Origin of the sequence: Commensalibacter communis, from assembly GCF_947179105.1 — a bacterium.
GTDB classification, from domain to species: Bacteria; Pseudomonadota; Alphaproteobacteria; order Acetobacterales; family Acetobacteraceae; genus Commensalibacter; species Commensalibacter communis.
This window is the reverse complement of sequence record NZ_CAMXCK010000001.1, coordinates 329839-347378: the sequence shown is the minus strand read 5'-3', so window position 1 is coordinate 347378 and position 17540 is coordinate 329839. Positions and strand designations below refer to the sequence as shown.

Below are 17540 nucleotides of genomic sequence, written 5' to 3'. Positions count from 1 at the left end.
TTATTTCGAAAAGTAAATGTGATTATTATTTATTAGTTTACTTCGTTATATATATGAAAATATACTGCAGAATCGGAAATGATTACAATAATTCCTTCAAAGATATCACTTTAATATGTTCGACTTAATTATGTCCCCACCAATCATAATACGACAGTGTTTGGAGAAATATATTTTCAGTTAGATCAGGATGCCTTCTTCCCTGATGAGCATTGGGACGATTTTATCATCATCCTTTTAAACGAATGGATTCAAAAAGCGATTGCTTGTTTCCATGGATCAAAAATTCGGTGCATTTTCATGGAGGGTTCCTGTCACTATGTGATGACACCACAAAACAATCTATTTTTGATAGGATTCTTCATCAACAATAAACAAAAATATAGGATAAATCTTGAGCAAATTGCTTTTCTGGAAATATTAAAAGAAAAAGCCAACTTAGCAATCAGAACATTATTTGAGAAAAAGATCGTAACTCCTGAAACGATAGAGCTACATAAAAACTTTAATTTATTTGCAAAAAAATTTATAAAGAGGCATCTAAAACTTTTTAAACATAACTCTACTTTTTGGGGTCAAACAAATAATCAATCACAATATTCGGCGTCAGAATTTGCGGTAATATTTTTGGCTTACCCTTGATTGGATAATAAATATACAGCGGCACCCCTTCTCGCCCATGTGCTTTTAAGAAATCACCAATCGATTTATCATATTGCGTCCAATCTCCAACCATATAAGTAATATGCTGATTTTGAAATGCTTTTTGAACTTTTTCAGAGGATAAAGCAACCTTATCATTCACCATACAGGTTAAACACCAAGACGCTGTCATATTAACAAAAACAGGCTTGTGTTCTCGACGTAATTCTTCAAGTTTTTGTTCTGAAAATGGGATAGCATCTTCTTTGATACCCGCAACCGAGTGTGTGGCTTCATCATGCACAAAGAAATAAAAACCACTACCCAATAAGCCAACAATCATTAAAATCAAGCCACTAATGAACAAGCGTAAGTTACGATAAGTCCCCTGCATATAAAGCTGTTGAATAATGCCAACGCCCCACGCTATAAACCCTAATCCAACAAAGCCTGTTAATAATACCAAGAAGCTCATCGGTTGTTGATGTTGATATACTACCCAAGCCAACCATAAACAACTAAGCAACAATGGAAACGCCAAGAATTGTTTAAGAATATCCATCCATAATCCAGGGCGAGGCAACAACCGTGCAAAAGACGGAATACAAGCAAATAATACATAAGGCATTGCCAGTCCTAATCCCATTCCGATAAAGATTAAAACACTGATCCATAAAGACGCATTCAAAGCCCCTGCAATGGCAATTCCCATAAAAGGTGCTGTGCAAGGCGTTGCCACCAATACCGCCAATAATCCAGTAAAGAAATCAGAGGAGTATCCAGTAGTTTTATTATTTGAACCAACACTGTTAAAGGAAAGTTGGATATTAAATACGCCAAGAAAATTCAAAGATATTCCAAATAAGAGCCAACATAATAAGACTACAAACCCCACCGATTGGAATTGAAAGCCCCATCCAAGTTGCGATCCCATCCAACGTAATGCCACAAATGCGACTGCCATTGCTATAAAACAACATAAAATCCCCGCTGTATAAGCAAAACTGCTTTTATATCGAACACTGATATGCTCTTGTCCAATACGGCTTAGCGACAAGAGTTTCATCGCAATAACTGGAAAAACACAAGGCATCAAATTTAATAAAATCCCTCCCAGAAAAGCACTGCCAATCAAAATCAATAAACTTGTTTGTGATTGTGCTGATGTTGGTAAGGGAGCAACTGATGCTTCAACAGAAAAATGCTGCAGTTTTTGATGATCGTCTTGTATCGCTAAAATCCCACTGAACGGCTTTGATGAATTAAGCTGATGAATAGGTTTTAAATTTAAAATTAATAATCCTGGTTTGACTGTTAGTGTCTGCGGTGCAATTTGATCAATCACACCATTTTTGTCAGGCATAAACCACGCATGAATCATATGCAAAGGGCTGATCGCATCATTCTGAACCCATAACTCACCTGTGGGTGCAATATGGATATCCCAAGGGCTTGGCTTAGGCTTTTGGGACAAAGCTTGCTGAATCAAAGAGGCTTCTTTTGAGGCTGACGCTGCGCCTTTTGGAATCTCTAAAGCAAACTCGCCTTCTTGTGGAATACAAACATCAGCACAAACCAACCATCTAGCTTTCAGTTTCAAATTCAAAGGCTTATTCATTTCTTCATCAGGCACAGAAATTTTAAAAGGTAAAACCACATCCCCTTTGTAAATATAAGACATTAATCCATTTTCAGACAAAGGCTCTGGAGAAGACCATTCAATTTTACCTTCTTGTGCGGTGGGATGATCATTAATTTTTACAGAAACCGAAGCTGGCTCGCCTGCATCCCCTGGATTAATCCAATAAGTATGCCATTTTGGCTCTAACTTTATCCGCAGCCCTAGCGTTAACGCTTTACGACCATCGTACGTATCACTTTCTGAAATAATAGTTGTATGATCGTGCTTATTGATGATCGCGTCTGTTTCTTTGGCAAGAACAGAATAAGGGCTTAAGGTTACCAATCCAATAACCAAAAGAAAACTTAACAACCAAGCACGCAATGAAACTATCCTTTGATAAAAATTATTTTGTCTTTTATATAAGAAGATAAAGATAAATCAGGTGTAAAATCTCTTCTTAATAATTTTGTCGTCACAAATTCTATGTTTAGTATATCAAATATTTCACTTCCTATCCAACATACACTTCCCGATCTCTATGAATATTTGAATCAACATTCAAATGTGATCTTAGTTGCCCCTCCTGGAACAGGTAAAACCAGCTTGGTTCCGTTGGCATTATTGGATGCTCCTTGGAAACAAGGGAAAAAGCTGATTATGCTGGAACCTCGCCGTATTGCCACCAGAGCAGCAGCAAGGCAAATGTCCCATTTGTTAAACGAAGAAATTGGGCAGAAAATCGGTTATCGAACCCGTATGGATAAAGCAATTAGTGCTAATACTGAGATAGAAGTTGTTACCCAAGGATTATTTTTAAGACATTTACTTAATAACCCTCTATTAGATGACATTGCTGGAATAATTTTTGATGAAATCCATGAACGCTCATTAGATGCTGATTTATGTTTAGGGCTATGCCGTAATTTACAACAAAATCTACGTCCTGACCTTCGCCTGATAGCCATGTCAGCAACGCCATCTTTGAAAAACTTACAAGAAATTCTGCAATGCGATATTATCGAAAGTAAGACAGACTATTATCCCATTACAACACATCATCGCAAAAGAGATTTAACCCATATCAGAGAGCTTCCCTCTGTCATGGCTGCACAAATTACCGAAGCCTATAAAGAAGAACAAGGCAATATCCTTGCCTTTCTCCCTGGTGCGGGGGAAATCCATAAAACAATGAATCTTCTTTCTCTGCCCAATGCTGAGATCCTTCCTCTTTATGGTGATTTGCCTGCTACAGAGCAAGATAAAGCCCTGCGCCCAGTCACACCTCAAACACCACGTCGCATTGTTTTAGCAACCTCTATTGCGGAAACTTCTCTGACAGTTCCAGGTGTGCGCATTGTGATTGATGGCGGATATCGCAGATTACCTCAGTTAAATGCAGATACAGGATTAACACGCTTGCAAACGCAACGTATTTCAAAAGCTGCTGCAACACAACGCGCGGGGCGTGCAGGACGTGAGGGTGCGGGTGTTGTTTATAAATTATGGACACAAGCCACAGAGCGTAGCTTACCACTACATGACCGCCCTGAAATACTTGAAGCTGAACTTAGTGAATTTTTACTGGTTTGTCAGACATGGTCAGATATTATGGGAACAGACATCACTGATATTCCTTTTCCTGACAAACCCTCTGTGGGTGTCATCGAAGCTGCAAAAGAGCTATTGATTTTATTAGGATGTTTGAACTCAAAAGGTCATATCACTCCTTTTGGTCAAAAAGTTGCACAATTTGGTGCCCATCCCAGATTAGCCAGCATGATGCTAAGCGCACAATCCAATGAAGAAAAAGCTCTGGCTGCTGATATCGCTGCACTATTAGAAGAACGAGATCCTTTGCGTCACGAAGAACCTGCATCAGTCGACATTCAATCTCGTTTAGGATGGATGCGCAATCAGCCAAATTCAAAAAATGACCAAGGATTATGGCATCGCATTCGTAAAATCAGCCAAGATTATCGTAAAAGACTACGTATTTCTGCTACTCAGCCCCCTGCACTTAGCCCATCTTTACTTATCTGTGCAGCTTTTCCTGATCGTTTGGCTCAAAGACGTAGTGAAATTGGATCTTTTCGCTTGGCTGGCGGTGGGGCAGCGCATTTATCCCCTCAAGACCCTTTTGCAAAAGAAAGTTTGTTAGCGGTTGCCAGCGTTCATGTGCATAAACGCACCAATATTTGCTTGGCGTTTCCTGTTAAATTACAAGCATTATCCAATTTTATCGATCAACGTGCAGAGATTGAGCAAGAAACAACGTTAGATAGCGTCAGTGGCAAAGTTATTCTACGCGAACGACTAAAATTTGGCAGATTAACTTTACAAGATCGCAATGTCCCTGCCTCCTCTAAAGAAGCTGTGCCTATCTTGCTACAGGTTGTTGCAAATAATTTGTCCAAAACCCTTGATTGGAATGAGCATAGCAAACAATTACAAGCCAGATATGCCCTCGCCCAATCTGATTTTGGATTTTCAGCTTCACCCAATTTATCTGATGATGTATTAGCAAAAACATGTGAAGAATGGCTTCTTCCCTGGATGAATGGCATCACTAATCTTGCAGAAATCAAACAACTCAATGTCGCAGAAATGCTGGAAGCCTATTTGGGATATACACTCTGTCAAGAACTGAATAAGCTCTTACCAAAATCTATCTCATTCAATAATCACAAAATTTATATTGATTATACGCAATCAAGACCTACAATTTCTGCACCAGCCAAATATTTTTATGGTATAAACACTACTCCCAGCATTGCCAAAGGGCAAATTACATTACAATGTTGTTTATTATCCCCTGCTAATCGTCCACAAGCGATTACCAGTGATCTACAAACTTTTTGGAACGAAGGATGGAAAGATATGAGAAAAGATATGAAAGGACGGTATCCAAAACATCATTGGCCAGAAAACCCTGGAAGCATTTCTTCTGCAACAGAGCGTAAATCCTAATGAAACTGTTTAAATCCTCTTCATTTCCCTATTCTCACATCGCATATAAAACTATCTTATTGATAGGCATATCAAGCGTCCTGGCTGCTTTATATGCTTACTCTGCTGGCGCACAAGAACAAGCTTCAAAAGACAATATTGTTAAGGAAAACACTGCTCCTGCTCCTGCTCCTGCTCCTGCTCCTGCTCCTGCTCCTGCTCCTGCTCCTGCTCCTGAAAAAATTATTCCTTCTGATGAATTAGCAAAGACCTCACCTTTATTGGTGGAATATGGACCATTGACTTTTTCCCCATTGGTAAAAAAAGTCGTTCCTGCAGTTGTTAATATTGCTGTTTCTCAAAATGTTCCCATTAAACATCCTAAGAAAATAATTATTCCTCCTTCGGTGAGAGGAACACCTTTGGAAAAAGAATTTCGACAAAGGCAACACCAACAACAGCAAAAAATTACAGAAGCAGGCTCTGGATTTATCGTTGATCCCAGTGGAATTATTGTCACCAATACTCATGTTATTGGTGATTCAAGTGATATAACCGTTTCCTTGCAAGATGGAACACAACTTCCTGCCTCAGTGATCGGAAATGATTCGTTAACTGATATTGCCGTCATTAAAATTAATGCTCATCATCCTTTGCCTTATGTCAAATGGGGAGATAGCAAAAGAGTAGAAGTTGGGGATTGGATCTTAACCACGGGAAACCCGTTTGGGCTTGGCTCTTCTGTAACCGCAGGAATTGTTTCTGCTCGAGGCAGAGATATTGGATCGGGTCCATTTGATGATTTTTTACAACTTGATGCCCCAATGAACCCTGGAAATTCAGGTGGCCCCTCTTTTAACCTAGCAGGGCAAGTTATTGCATTAAACACCGCAATCGTTTCCCCAACGGGCAGTTCTGTCGGGATTGGTTTTGGTATTCCTTCTGAAATTGTTGCTCCTATCGTTACCCAACTTTGTAAAACTGGATTTATTGATCGTGGATGGCTTGGAGTGACGTTGGGCGATGACGACAAGCGCGATGGCGTACGTATCGTTGACATCGATGCCAAAGGTCCTGCTTATGATGCAAAAATCAAAGTTGGAGATCGAATTGAAATGATTAATTCACAACATGTTGATACCGTCCGTACTTTTATGAAAACAGTCGCCATGGCTCATCCTGGCTCAAAAATAGAATTGCTAATTAAACGCAATAAACGAAAATTTAATATCGTTACCACTGTTGGTCATCGCCCAAAGGATGCCGATAACTAATATTTTAAAATTTACAAATTATCTTGAATAGTTAAGTATTATTTCTATATAAGTTCACATAATACGAATTATTGTGTTGTATATTCACACAAGCTGTCAGAAATAAAATCTGTATGTTTTTTTTCATATAGTATTTTTATTTTATATTCATTAGCTTGATATATTCTGTTACTACTCAACGATTGCTCATCGTTTCAACCTTAATTTTTTCCCCATTTTTGGAGACAGGCTGATGCGTTTTTTATTTAAAGACCCTTCACAAACATTATTCTCAAATTATACTCAAAAATTTAAAATCTCTTTTTTATCTATGGGCTTTTTATGCGCATTAGCACCCAGCAGCCATGCTAAGTTAACAAAAGATTTTTCTGCGATTACACCTGTTCCTTCAACAAATGCAGCTACTGATACAACGACACTAAATAAATCATCTAATGTCAGTATTTTGGATATTCAAAGATATACTGGATCTTTGCTCTCTCCTTCTGGTGCGGTAACACAAGCTGGCGCACTGATGATGGAGCCATATTTTCAATCCACCATCAGTCGTGGAGGATATTTGAATAATGGTCGTGTCAGAAGTAATAAATACAGAACAGACTCTGCCGACAGCTTTCTATTGATCAAATATGGCGTGACGAATAATCTTAGCGTCCAAATTACACCTCAAGTGAACTATTATTGGAATGGCAGAACAACGTCGAGTACTGTTCATTTTTCCGATTTACCTGTGGAGTTGCAATATCGATGGATTGATCAAAATAACAAAAAATATATACCAAGCTTTACGACTTATCTTGGCATGATCTTTCCAACAGGAGATTACACGAATCTTGGTAGAGCACTTGACGCAGCGGGAAGTGGTTCTTATGCATTACGTTTCGGCGTACAAAGCCAAGCAGCCTACGATATCAATAACCATGCTTTACGGGTCAGATTATGGGGAGTGGCTAGAAAACCATTAACCTCTGCTGATATTCGTGGCATCAGCAATTATGGCACTGATATCGGATACAGAGGAAATGCCAAATCGGGTTTATACGGTAACTGGGGTTTTTCTTTAGAATATGGTATTACCAAAGAGTGGGTTCTAGCCTTTGATTTCCAATATGATTGGGCAAAAGGGACAAGGATGAGAGGTGCTTATACCAATGGCCCATTCGAACGTTACGTCAGTGCTGCTTCTCATGACATTCAAATTGCACCAGCGATAGAGTATAACTGGACACCAACTATTGGTGCCATTGTTGGGGCAGCATTGACCATTGACGGTCATAACACTAACGATTTTGTTCAACCTCAATTCGCCATAAACTTTGCATTTTAATAAATCAAATTTAAGAAAGATCATTCGATATTCAATTTTCTTTCTTAAATTAATAACCAACTATTTCACACTTCAACTTTACTTTAATAGTGATAGATAACTATTTCCTTGTTGATTATATCAGGTAATAATTAATTTTATTTAAAATTGTTACGTATCAGGGATCTTATATGATATCCATCAACAAATATCGCTATATACTATATATTCAAACTGTTTGTATTATTTCGTATACAATCCTTACAAATGCCGATGCTCAAGTAACGCCACCCTCTCAACAAACCACTAATACTTTGAATGAGCAACGTTATACAGGCTCTTTGTTATCCCCCTCTGGGGCTATGACAACAGCAGGTTTATGGGCTATTGAACCCTATGCCCAAATAACTATTAGCCGTGGTCGATATTTATCAAATGGTAATGTACAAAATAGTAAAAATAGAACAGATAATTTTATTAATTTTACTTTGGTAAAATATGCCGTTACCAATCATTTTTCGGTTCAAAGTACCCCTCAAATTCGTTATGCATGGAATGGACGTACCACCGCCAGCAGCTTACATTTTGCTGATCTACCTGTTGAATTACAATATCGCTTGATTGACCAAAATAATCCAAAATATATACCCAGTCTAACCACAATCTTAGGAATGACTTTTCCAACGGGCAACTATTCCAATTTGGGGCGTTCTTTGGATGGGGCGGGTAATGGCACATATACTGTTCGTTTCGGGCTTCAATCACAAGCTGCTTATAAAATATTTAATCGAGCGTTACGTATTCGCGTTTGGGGAGTTGGTAGGCAACCATTAAACTCCGTCAATATCAAAAATATAAGCAATTATGGTACTTCCTTAGGATATCAAGGGAACGCAAGACCAGGTTTATTTGGCAATACCGGTTTTTCTGTGGAATATGGTTTTAATAAAGAATGGCTGTTTTCTTTTGATTTTGTCTATGATTGGGCACGGGGAACTAGAGTACGAGGTACAAATAAAAACGCTGTTTATAATCGTAATATAACTGGGGCATCCCATGATATCCAAATAGCTCCAGCCATTGAGTATAATTGGACACCCAAAATTGGTGCTATCGTCGGTACTGCTTTAACTGTCAACGGACATAACACAAATGATTTTATCCAACCTCAATTCGCAATTATGATGCTATTTTAATCCCAATTTAAGCGAGAAATATCAGTTTAGATAAACGTTGATGACGGATCATCACAATGGCATTCTGACGAAATTTTCTTGCTAAAACAACAGCTTTTGGCAAAGAAAGGACCACCATAAAAAGAGGTTCAGACACCTCTTTTAAAGATCCTTTACCGATAAAATATTCATATTGCTTTAATTCTTGCTCGAGCTTTCGCATCATTTTTATATTCCAACCCAAAAGTCTTAAACGCCCCCCAGGATTATAAGCACTTAACATAATCAAAGTTGATTGATGTAATTTAACTGGAATGCCTTTAGGATATTGATTAATTCTGGTTACTACAGAACCTGCTTGATAAAGGCTTTGTTTATAAGCAGCACTTATCTCTAAGGTCGGTGGCAATATGTTTGGCACTTTACTAATCTTTACTTTTTTTTTCCATACCAAAAGTCGAGTCTCGGTGAACTTGTACCGATAATAATAGCCCAAAGCCAAACATCACCGTCAACATCGCAGAACCACCATAAGACACCATCGGTAGTGGTACACCCCCAACAGGAATAGCCCCCATCACCATTGAAAGATTAACAGCACAGTAAAAGAAAAAATTCATCGTTAGTCCCAATGCTAATAAACGACCAAATTGATTCTTTGAACGTATCGCAAAAATCATTCCCCCCAGAATTATCATTAACAATAATACAATAATACAAATACCACCGACAAACCCCCACTCTTCTGATAACATCGTAAAAATAAAGTCGGTTTGCTTTTCAGGTAGGAAATTTAGTTGTGCTTGAGTTCCATGTAAAAAGCCTTGTCCCCACATTCCCCCCGATCCCAAAGCAATTTTAGACTGAATAATATTATACCCTGCCCCCAAAGGATCACTTTCTGGATGTAAAAAGGTTGTAATTCTTGCTTTTTGATAATCATGTAAATGACTATAAATAAATTCAAATGCAAATGGTAAAGGGCATACTAGCAACAAAATAAGCCATAAACGCATCCCAGCAACAAAGAAAATCGATGCCCCAATACAACCTACAATCACTGCTGTTCCTAAATTGGGTTCCTTTAAGATTAAGGCAACTGGAATTAAGACCAAAATTGCTGGGATAATTAAACGCAAAGGGTTTCCCATCTGCTTCCAACTAATTTTATGAAACCAAGTTGCCAATAACAAAACCAACCCAATTTTCATTAATTCCGAGGGTTGTAAAGCGATCCCTCCGATAACAATCCAACGTTCCGCCCCTTTGCCAACATGACCCATATGTAAAACAGCTAATAACAACACAATGCCCAAACCATATAAGGGCCACGCCAATTTTGCTAAAAACCTTAATGGGGTTACAGCTACCGAGATCATAACAATAAATCCCACCGCAAAACGCATCATCTGAGGGCGTGCATAAGGATAATCAGCACCACCAGCCGCTGAATAAAGCGCAATATAACCCACACCTGCTAATAAACAAATTAATCCAACATATAGCCAATTAATACGCCATAATTTACCTAATATCTTTAAGTTTGGCTCTGCTCTTAATAAACGTTTTTCAAAAACCATATATTTGACTCTTATTAAAGAAATTATATAAAGCGTATCGATATTTATTGATCGGAAGGTTTGGGTTCTTCTGGCTCTTTAGGTTTCGTTTGCTCTGCTCTTGTTGCTTTATTTGCAGGATCTCGTTGAAGGGTTTTTAACATGATATTTTTCGCCAAAGGTGCCGCAACAGAAGCTGCTGCATTCCCGTGCTCGACAACAACAGAAATCGCATATTGCGGATTATCATAAGGTGCAAAACAAATAAATAAAGCATGAGGGCGATATTTCCAAGGTAAATTCGCAGAATTAAAATGACCACTTTCACGCAATGCTCTTGATACCCTTTTGACCTGAGCTGTTCCTGTTTTCCCCGCTAATAATATACCATTATAATCAATCTTCGCTTTTGCCCCAGATCCTCTAGGTTCATTTACAACAGCATACATCCCAGAGCGTACCATCTTTAAAAATTCTGGCTTAATATCAATTGGTTTCCAAAATTCAGAATTTGCTTCTGGAATAAGATTATGGTCTCTTGCGCGAACTAAATGGGGATTAATCATTTTACCAGTTGCCATCCGTGCAGTATAAGTTGCTAACTGCAAAGGCGAAACATGCACAAATCCTTGGCCAATCCCACTGACAATGGTATCCCCAATATTCCAATGATGCCCGTGTTTTTCTCTCCATGCAGGTGTTGGGATCAATCCTGCTTTCACATGAGTTAGTTCAATAGGTAAAGACACACCTAACCCCAATTTTTGGCAAGTCTTATGGATCGCCTCCATTCCAGTACGACGTGCCACTTCATAAAAATAAACGTCACAAGAATATTTTAATGCCTCATGAAGATTCAAAGATCCATGACCATATTTATTCCAACAATGAAACCGTGTGCCACCATAATCATAATAGCCAGGACAAGTAATGCGCACATTTTCATTAATGGTTCCTGCTTCCAACGCCCCTAGTCCGACCGCTGGCTTGAATGTAGACCCAGGAGGATACAATCCAGCAACTGCTTTATCCATCAAAGGATTACGTTCATCAGTCATCCATGCTTTCCATTGTGCATGACTAACCCCACTGTCAAACAAAGATGGATCAAAGGATGGATTACTGACCATCGCCATCACTTCGCCATTTTGACAATTCAATACAACAGCACTGGCGGATTCTTCCCCGATTAAATTGACAACATCTTGTTGTAATTGCATGTCAACTGCTAGTTGGATATCTTGCCCTTGTACACTTTCTTTTCTGCCAATTGTTGTAATGATACGCCCAACAGAATCAACCTCTACCTCTACCTCTCCTGCTTTTCCCTGCAACACGTCATCTTGAGTATTTTCAATACCGGCTCGACCAACACGTATACCAGGTAATGCCAAAAATGAATTTGCAGCTACATCTTTTTCATTAGGAGGTGCGACATACCCTACCAAATGGGCTAATAGAGGGCCTGTTGGATAAACACGCTTTGTGCCAGTATCAATCAATACCCCAGGTAAAGTGGGTGAGTTCACTTCAATCATAGCCATTTCATCCCAAGATAAAAAATCCTTTAACATAATTGGAATAAAACGTCTTTGATGATCGACTGCCCACTGTATACGTGCATAATCATGTTCATCTAACGTAATAAACTGACTAAAACGCTCAATAACATCGGATAAATTACTTGTTTCTTCTGGAATTAATAAAGCTCGCCAACTAATTTTATTATTCGCAAGCACATCTCCATAACGATCATAAATACTCCCTCTAGGTGGAGATAACAACCGTTTACTAATCAAATTATTTTTAGCCATTTTAATATATTTATCGCCCTCAGTAATTTGTAATTTATAAAGACGATTAGCTAATAAAGATAAAATTCCCGTTTGCGCTGCTATCAATAATAGGGCTCTGCGCGTAAACACACGGCGCGAAGAATGAACGTCTTGTTGTGCTTGCTTACTGCCGCGAGAGAGTTTCTTTTTTTTCATTTCAACTGTAAAACTTATACTTTCGCAGGATTTGCAATCGTTTGATGTGCCCACGTAAATAAAACAGACAGCAAAGGATAAATGCCAATTGAAAAAATTATTTCGAACAAAAATGAATAATAAGGCACTATTCTTAAACTAAACGCAGATATTAAAACCCATTGCAACAAAAATACTCCCGTTGCAGCAAAAGAAAATATTAACCAAATCAATAAAAAATTGTACTTTACCAAGCGAAAACGTTGTGTCACGCCTATACCATAAATAATCAATAATATTAAAATTACTATTCCTGGCGGTGTAAAATTTAAAAGATCAATCAATAATCCTAGAAAAAAAACCCCAATCGCAGGCATTGATTTAGGTCTGTAGATAGACCAAAAATAAACGGAAGATACAATAATCGCAGGCAATAACTCATTTCTGCCAGGAATATCAAACGGTATCGATAAAAATAATATTACAAAAATTGAAAAAAGCATGGGTACAAACGAACGAACCAACATATCAATACGTTGAAATCTATTAAATGCTGGTCGTATACCAGGGCTTTTACGATCATTTATAATAGTATGTGTATTCTCTTTTTTTATCATTGTTCATCACGTTCAAGCATTGTAGGACTTGCAACGGGACCTTGTCTCACTCTTTTATTCGAAGGTGTAATTCGTCCAGGTGCATCTGGAGGCGTAACCTCTTTATTTCCATAATCAACAATTCTGACGATTCTAAGATGGTCTAAGGGTAGATATGGAACAACGACAGGCTGTCCTTTTTTTATATAATGAACATACCCAATTGGAATTCCCGCAGGCAAAGTATCCCCTTGCCCCTCGGTTAACACTTTTTCTCCTTCAATAGGATGTTTATCTTCTGGATAAAAAATCAGTCTAGGATATAAACTATTATCACCAGCCATTATTGCTTGCGCATGTGATTCAGACAGGCGTATGGGAATACGACTAGAATCATCATTAATTAGTAATATGCGTGCCGATCTATTTCCAACTTCGGTGACTCTGCCAATTAGTCCAAACCCATCCAAAACAACTTGACCGGGATTTACGGCGTGATCTTCACCTAAAATGACTAGAATAGCTTTGTGGTATACGCCACTTACATCTGCAACGACACGGGTTGTGACGAAAGACAACCTGGGCTCTGGTATCCAATGTAACTGATTTTTTAATTTAATATTTTCTTCACTTAGCCCCATAGCAACGTGGTACCAACGTCGAAGCTGTAAATTTTCTTCTTTTAATTTTTTATTGTCTGTCGATAAATTTTGGATATCCTTAAGGCTATGTGCAAGATTATAAATGAAATTAAAGGGTTCTTCTATTAAAGCATATCCAGGAGCCAAAAAATCTGTCACCTTTAGACGCATTGCCTCCACCAATTTGGGTTTAGCTTGTCCTATTAGCATAACTAAACAAGCCATTACGAACAAAAATGGTAATACTAATTTTGTCAAGCCTTGTTTAAGATGAATAGATAAAGGGATCATTTGGACAACCAACAGTTACAGTTGTTTACTTGAATATATAAATAGTGTGTGTTCAATCAACACACACTATTCAATTAATAAAATTGCTTCAATGAACAAATTTAGTTTAATACATTGTTGTTAGAATATTTCTAAGTCGTTTCATTTCTTCTAGGGCACGACCGGTACCGAGTGCAACACAGTCCAAAGGATTTTCCGCAAGAATAACTGGCAATCCTGTTGCTTGACGCAAAACATCGTCAAAACGTGCTAATAAACTGCCGCCACCCGTTAACATAATCCCTTTATCAACAATATCTGCAGCTAATTCAGGCGGTGTGTTTTCTAGTGCAACAGATACACCTTCGACAATTTGTGCGATGGGTTCAGCTAAACTATCCGCAATTTGCTCTTGAGACACCAAGACTTCTCTTGGCACACCGTTCATCAAGTCACGTCCTTTGACTTCGCGCCAAGGACCACCATCAGCAGAAGGGGTTGCTATCGCCGCCCCCAATTCCATCTTAATTTTTTCAGCAGACGTTTCACCAATCAGCAAATTATGATGACGACGAATATATGCAATAATAGCCTCGTCCATTCTATCACCACCGACGCGCACCGAGCGAGAATAGACAATACCACCCAATGAAATCACAGCTACCTCGGTAGTTCCACCGCCAATATCAACGATCATGCTGCCGGAAGGTTCTGTCACAGGCAACCCTGCACCAATTGCTGCAGCCATTGGTTCTTCAATCAACAGAACTCTGCGTGCACCAGCGCCTTCCGCACTCTCTTGAATAGCACGTCTTTCGACCGCTGTCGATCCAGAGGGCACGCAAATAACAATCTGAGGACTGGCAAACATACGACGATTATGCACTTTTTGAATAAAATGCTTAATCATTTCCTCTGCGACTTCAAAATCAGCAATAACCCCATCGCGCATAGGACGAATAGCAGTAATATTGCCAGGAGTACGTCCCACCATATTTTTGGCTTCTTCACCCACTGCTAAAACTTGTTTTTTCCCACGAACTTCAGCAATCGCAACCACTGAAGGTTCATTCAAAACTATTCCACGACCTTTGACATACACCAATGTATTAGCAGTTCCAAGATCGATCGCCATGTCTGCAGACATAAAACCGAACAGACGAGAAAACATCCACCACTCCCGACAGCAAAAACTTTATATGCTTTTAATCAAACTTTAATTAATAATTTCTATAATCACGATTTTGAAATAGAAACACCCAGCCCCTAAATTACAAAGCTCTCTCTTGGAATTACCCATTTGCAACGCTCGGGGCAAGCCTTAATCTTATAAAAAAAAAAGTTTTTTTTAATTTTTATATTTTTTAACAATAAACATTGCACAACATCAACATTGTTACAAAAAAACAACACAAAAGAGATATAAATATATAACCGTAAATAAATAAAATTTGTAGTCAAATTTTAATAAAAAATTCAAATTCATCAAAAAACCTCAACTCTAATGTATAAATAATAAATTCCAATTCTTATAAAGCCTGTATTTTACGACATACTTTATGATTTTATAAAAGAATCGCAATCATTGACGAATTTTAAAAAAAAGCTGCCAAAAATAAGCCATTTTGTTATATTAGATTTGTAAGAGTAGTTGTCTTATGAGTTAAACCTTAAGAGAGAAAAGAACCAAAATGAAGAAAATTTTAAAATCGACTTATGCAGGTCTGGCTGTTGTCATTCTTTCAACATCTTTTTTAACTGCATGTGATAATGGCTACAGTATGGGTGGACGTGCCGGCACAGGCGCATTAATTGGTGGCGGCACCGGTGCAGCCATTGGCGCACTTGCTGGCGGCGGCGGCGGTGCTGCTATTGGCGCATTAGCTGGCGGTGCTCTTGGGGCGGGTGTAGGTGCTGCAACAACACCAAACAGACCTAAGCAAGGTAATTATAACCAAGGTTACTAATAAAAAAAATCTCTATATAATTTTTGAAAAAAACCAAAATTATATAGAGAAAATAAATTAAAAAGATCCAACAAAACATAAATATTTACTTTATAAATAAAGGTTAAATATCATAAATTGTGTAAATGAAATATATCATTTTCTGATATAAAATCAAATTTTTATTTAACCTGTTAAGTGCGTGACGCTTCCACCAATTGCAAAATATCTATCAATAGCTTGACACATCGAGGATGCAATCAATGATCTATATGCTGCTCTTTTTAAAGCTTCTTCGTCAACTCGATTAGACATAAACCCCATCTCCACCAATATAGATGGGATATTAATTGATTTTAACACTACAAAAGCAGCATAACGTTTCGGATTTTGTAATAAACTTACACGGGAATGAAAAGAGCTTACAATATTTCGCGCCATTGCAACGGACTCTTTCTTAGTCTCTAACTTTACCAAACTTGCTAGAATTTTTTGCACTGCAGGTGACGCGACATGTACATTCGCGCCTCCATATCTATCAGCATTGTTCTCCACAGAAGCCAGTGCAGCAGATTGCGCATCAGAAGCATGGTTAGATAATGTATAGACGCTGGCCCCTCTGATTGAATGGTTATTCAAGGCATCTGCATGCATTGAAATAAATAAGTTTGCTTTGTTTGATTGGGCAAAATCAACACGACCGTCTAACGGAACAAATTTATCTGAATTTCGTGTTAATTTAACGCGGTATTTTCCTGTTCGCATCAATTGCTTTGAAAGTTCTACCGCTGTTGCATAAGCTACATGTTTCTCATAAGTTCCAGAATATCCAACTGCACCAGGATCTTTTCCTCCATGCCCAGGATCTAATATGATAACAGGTACATGTGGCCTGGCACGTCCAACAATTGCTGGAGCCTTGCTTTTTACAGTTTGCTTTGTTGAGGTCTTTACGTGTTTTGTAATAGTCGACTTTTGCGAAACCCTATCTACAGCGATTGCAACGGATGGTACAAATAAAGTCACAGATGCTGATAATATAATTCGTCTTGAAATCTGAGGAATAGAATCTTTTATAATCTCATTACAGTTTTTTAAGTTATCGATCATTTTCCTACTGACACTTTTGACCAAATTAATTCAATTGAAACCTTCACTAGCTTATATTGCCCGATTCTTTTGAAGAATTCAAAAAGTTCTTTTTTTAATAAAAAAACTTTATTAGTCTGCAAATAACAAAAAAAACTTTGCGTTGTCATATAATTCTGAGATATTGTTTTCTAGTGGAAAATACTCTGCACCGTAGAGTGGCAAAACTATATGTCAAATCAATATTATTTTGAATATTTATAACAACTTATTTAAAGAGTATCCTTAATGATATCTAAGAGCTAAAACATTTGTTCAACTTTGCTAACAATAACTTTGTATAAATATGAAACAAAATTTAATTTGAGTAGTGTAATTATTTTCTAAATTTGCTAAACAAGATTTTAAGTTTTTTATCTATTTCAGGTAAATTTCATGGTTACGTCGTAAAAAATAATATGAAATGCACGTTCCCATCGCAAATATTACTTTGAAATTATTA

Annotated in this window: 13 protein-coding genes; 5 read left to right on the top strand and 8 right to left on the bottom strand. The window is 37.9% G+C overall.

Translation table 11 applies throughout. The features are described from left to right. Positions 1-562: 562 nt before the first annotated feature. Positions 563-2647, bottom strand: a complete 2085-nt coding sequence (locus PQG52_RS01635) for a protein-disulfide reductase DsbD family protein (protein WP_271827601.1) — start codon at positions 2645-2647, stop codon at positions 563-565. 102 nt (positions 2648-2749) lie between these two features. Between PQG52_RS01635 and hrpB the strand changes: the two genes are divergently transcribed. The 4 genes from hrpB to PQG52_RS01615 all read left to right on the top strand — a co-directional run bounded on the left by hrpB (position 2750) and on the right by PQG52_RS01615 (position 8988). Continuing rightward, positions 2750-5233, top strand: coding sequence for an ATP-dependent helicase HrpB (gene hrpB, locus PQG52_RS01630; RefSeq protein ID WP_271827599.1), 2484 nt, complete (start codon positions 2750-2752; stop codon positions 5231-5233). Continuing rightward, entirely contained in the window at positions 5233-6486 is a 1254-nt protein-coding gene (locus PQG52_RS01625) for a S1C family serine protease (RefSeq protein WP_271827598.1), read from the top strand. The genes hrpB and PQG52_RS01625 overlap by 1 nt, the downstream gene beginning before the upstream one ends. Before the next feature lie 232 nt (positions 6487-6718). Beyond that, complete coding sequence (locus PQG52_RS01620; RefSeq protein ID WP_271800954.1) at positions 6719-7813, top strand: transporter; 1095 nt, start codon at positions 6719-6721, stop codon at positions 7811-7813. A 170-nt stretch (positions 7814-7983) separates the two neighbouring features. Further along, on the top strand, positions 7984-8988 hold the full coding sequence (locus PQG52_RS01615; RefSeq protein ID WP_271827596.1) for a hypothetical protein: 1005 nt from the start codon (positions 7984-7986) through the stop codon (positions 8986-8988). A gap of 7 nt (positions 8989-8995) precedes the next feature. On the opposite strand, the gene PQG52_RS01610 is transcribed toward PQG52_RS01615, so the two are convergent. From PQG52_RS01610 to PQG52_RS01585, 6 genes are all read right to left on the bottom strand, one after another. Further along, positions 8996-9388, bottom strand: coding sequence for a DUF3293 domain-containing protein (locus PQG52_RS01610; protein WP_271800955.1), 393 nt, complete (start codon positions 9386-9388; stop codon positions 8996-8998). A 4-nt stretch (positions 9389-9392) separates the two neighbouring features. Beyond that, positions 9393-10547: a rod shape-determining protein RodA gene (gene rodA, locus PQG52_RS01605; RefSeq protein ID WP_271827594.1), complete on the bottom strand. Its 1155-nt coding sequence runs from the start codon at positions 10545-10547 to the stop codon at positions 9393-9395. 44 nt (positions 10548-10591) lie between these two features. Continuing rightward, positions 10592-12517 (bottom strand): penicillin-binding protein 2, encoded by a 1926-nt coding sequence (gene mrdA, locus PQG52_RS01600; RefSeq protein WP_271827592.1) that lies wholly within the window; start codon positions 12515-12517, stop codon positions 10592-10594. Positions 12518-12531: 14 nt separating this feature from the next. Next, positions 12532-13113 carry a hypothetical protein gene (locus tag PQG52_RS01595; RefSeq protein ID WP_271789211.1) on the bottom strand — a complete coding sequence of 194 codons (582 nt, stop codon included), beginning with the start codon at positions 13111-13113 and terminating at the stop codon, positions 12532-12534. Then, positions 13110-14024, bottom strand: coding sequence for a rod shape-determining protein MreC (mreC, locus tag PQG52_RS01590; RefSeq protein WP_271789212.1), 915 nt, complete (start codon positions 14022-14024; stop codon positions 13110-13112). Before mreC ends, PQG52_RS01595 begins: the two co-directional genes overlap by 4 nt. A gap of 106 nt (positions 14025-14130) precedes the next feature. Next, positions 14131-15174 carry a rod shape-determining protein gene (locus PQG52_RS01585; RefSeq protein ID WP_271789213.1) on the bottom strand — a complete coding sequence of 348 codons (1044 nt, stop codon included), beginning with the start codon at positions 15172-15174 and terminating at the stop codon, positions 14131-14133. A 520-nt stretch (positions 15175-15694) separates the two neighbouring features. Between PQG52_RS01585 and PQG52_RS01580 the strand changes: the two genes are divergently transcribed. Next, positions 15695-15970: a hypothetical protein gene (locus PQG52_RS01580; RefSeq protein ID WP_271789214.1), complete on the top strand. Its 276-nt coding sequence runs from the start codon at positions 15695-15697 to the stop codon at positions 15968-15970. A gap of 165 nt (positions 15971-16135) precedes the next feature. On the opposite strand, the gene PQG52_RS01575 is transcribed toward PQG52_RS01580, so the two are convergent. Beyond that, positions 16136-17059 carry an N-acetylmuramoyl-L-alanine amidase family protein gene (locus PQG52_RS01575; protein ID WP_271827591.1) on the bottom strand — a complete coding sequence of 308 codons (924 nt, stop codon included), beginning with the start codon at positions 17057-17059 and terminating at the stop codon, positions 16136-16138. Positions 17060-17540 lie beyond the last annotated feature (481 nt).

Coding starts and splice junctions, on each gene's coding strand:
- hrpB (WP_271827599.1), top strand. CDS start 2,750: ATGTTTAGTATATCAAATATTTCACTTCCTATCCAACATACACTTCCC.
- PQG52_RS01625 (WP_271827598.1), top strand. CDS start 5,233: ATGAAACTGTTTAAATCCTCTTCATTTCCCTATTCTCACATCGCATAT.
- PQG52_RS01620 (WP_271800954.1), top strand. CDS start 6,719: ATGCGTTTTTTATTTAAAGACCCTTCACAAACATTATTCTCAAATTAT.
- PQG52_RS01615 (WP_271827596.1), top strand. CDS start 7,984: ATGATATCCATCAACAAATATCGCTATATACTATATATTCAAACTGTT.
- rodA (WP_271827594.1), bottom strand. CDS start 10,547: ATGGTTTTTGAAAAACGTTTATTAAGAGCAGAGCCAAACTTAAAGATA.
- mrdA (WP_271827592.1), bottom strand. CDS start 12,517: ATGAAAAAAAAGAAACTCTCTCGCGGCAGTAAGCAAGCACAACAAGAC.
- PQG52_RS01595 (WP_271789211.1), bottom strand. CDS start 13,113: ATGATAAAAAAAGAGAATACACATACTATTATAAATGATCGTAAAAGC.
- mreC (WP_271789212.1), bottom strand. CDS start 14,024: ATGATCCCTTTATCTATTCATCTTAAACAAGGCTTGACAAAATTAGTA.
- PQG52_RS01585 (WP_271789213.1), bottom strand. CDS start 15,174: ATGTTTTCTCGTCTGTTCGGTTTTATGTCTGCAGACATGGCGATCGAT.
- PQG52_RS01580 (WP_271789214.1), top strand. CDS start 15,695: ATGAAGAAAATTTTAAAATCGACTTATGCAGGTCTGGCTGTTGTCATT.
- PQG52_RS01575 (WP_271827591.1), bottom strand. CDS start 17,059: ATGATCGATAACTTAAAAAACTGTAATGAGATTATAAAAGATTCTATT.